This is a genomic window from Pseudoalteromonas sp. NZS37, from assembly GCF_015864265.1.
In the GTDB taxonomy this organism is placed as follows: Bacteria; Pseudomonadota; Gammaproteobacteria; order Enterobacterales; family Alteromonadaceae; genus Pseudoalteromonas; species Pseudoalteromonas arctica.
In genome coordinates this window covers 1-1,167 of the sequence record NZ_JADYXL010000045.1, presented here as the reverse complement: position 1 = coordinate 1,167, position 1,167 = coordinate 1, and the positions used below count along the sequence as shown (strand labels likewise).

The 1,167-nt window shown below is 64.5% G+C and carries 2 protein-coding genes and 1 pseudogene; all 3 read right to left on the bottom strand.

The window, feature by feature from the left end:
• Positions 1-121: Rz1 family lipoprotein (locus I6F47_RS20795; protein WP_442960286.1), on the bottom strand; the 121-nt coding region annotated here is incomplete at its 3' end.
• A pseudogene (locus I6F47_RS20640) lies at positions 63-464 on the bottom strand (lysis system i-spanin subunit Rz); the annotation flags it as partial. The pseudogene I6F47_RS20640 and the gene I6F47_RS20795, both read right to left, overlap by 59 nt.
• A gap of 77 nt (positions 465-541) precedes the next feature.
• The gene (locus I6F47_RS20290; protein WP_181870817.1) at positions 542-1,120 is read right to left on the bottom strand and encodes a glycoside hydrolase family 19 protein; all 579 of its coding nucleotides are present in this window, start codon (positions 1,118-1,120) and stop codon (positions 542-544) included.
• Positions 1,121-1,167 lie beyond the last annotated feature (47 nt).

Sequence of the window (1,167 nt, the reverse complement as noted above, 5' to 3'; positions counted from 1 at the left end):
ATTTGCTGGCGGGCAGTTTCAATCCCGGCTCGGAGACTGAAATAATCCCGTTCAGCGGCGTCAGTAAGTCGGGGGCCGCCTGCATCAACCACGCTGGTGGCGCCGGGGGCTTGGGGCACACCAGTTCCGGTTGGGGCGGGGCACTTGGCATTGATCCGCAGCCCGACACGGCCAGCGCGCACATCAGACTGCAGAGTTTCCAGCTTGCGCTTTTCATGGTTCAGTTCCTTCGTGTGTTTCTCGTCCAGAGCGGCCACGGCCGCCTTGCGCGCATCGTCCTCGGCGACCACCGCCTGGTACGCCTTCAGTGTCTTGTCGGCCAACACGCGCAGCACCTCGGCGTTGTCGGCCTTCGTCTTCTGATGCGCCGACTTCTCGCCGGCCACCCTCACCTGCTGCCCGGCCAGCGCCAGCAGGAGCACCACGATCAGCGCCTCGCGCCAGAATTTGAGCAGCCCGATCATGTCAGTGCTTTCAGCGCAGTCTCGTACTGCGCCTTGCGCTCGGCCAGGTGCANCGCGCCAGAATTTGAGCAGCCCGATCATGTCAGTGCTTTCAGCGCAGTCTCGTACTGCGCCTTGCGCTCGGCCAGGTGCATGAGCGCTGGCCCGTTCACCCGCCGCGTCACCTCGGTCATGTCGCCCTTGTCGGCCGGGTCGTTGCACTTGGCGTCGTGCCAGTACCAGGCTGCCGTCAGCGCGGCGTGCTTTGGCGTGGTGACCAGCGCGGGGTTGCCCACGTAGTCGTACCCCAGCGACTCGCCGGCGCGTTCGTAGTTTTTGCGCCAAGTTAGCTGCACCAAACCTCTGCCATGCATGCCTTTGTAGAGCAGTTCGCTCAGGCCCTTGGGGTTGCGTGCGTATGGCTCGGCGTCAGCCATGCTCTTGAACGCGCGGGGGTAGATGCGCGCCAACCGTGAGGCGTCCTTGTAGTACAGGCCCTCTTCCACCGCCGACAGGTGCGCCGACTCCACCGCCACGGTGGCGAGGAACGCCGCCTGGCGCTGCAGAGAGCAGATGTCGAATCGACCCATGGCATCCAGCAGGGGCTGGTGGTAGGTCTGCGCGTTTCCGTACGGCGCGCTGGTGGCCGCCGCGAGTTGTTCAACCGTGAAGGTCATGGTCATACCTCGATAATCTCAATGGTCAGGTCCGGCGCGGGGCCTTC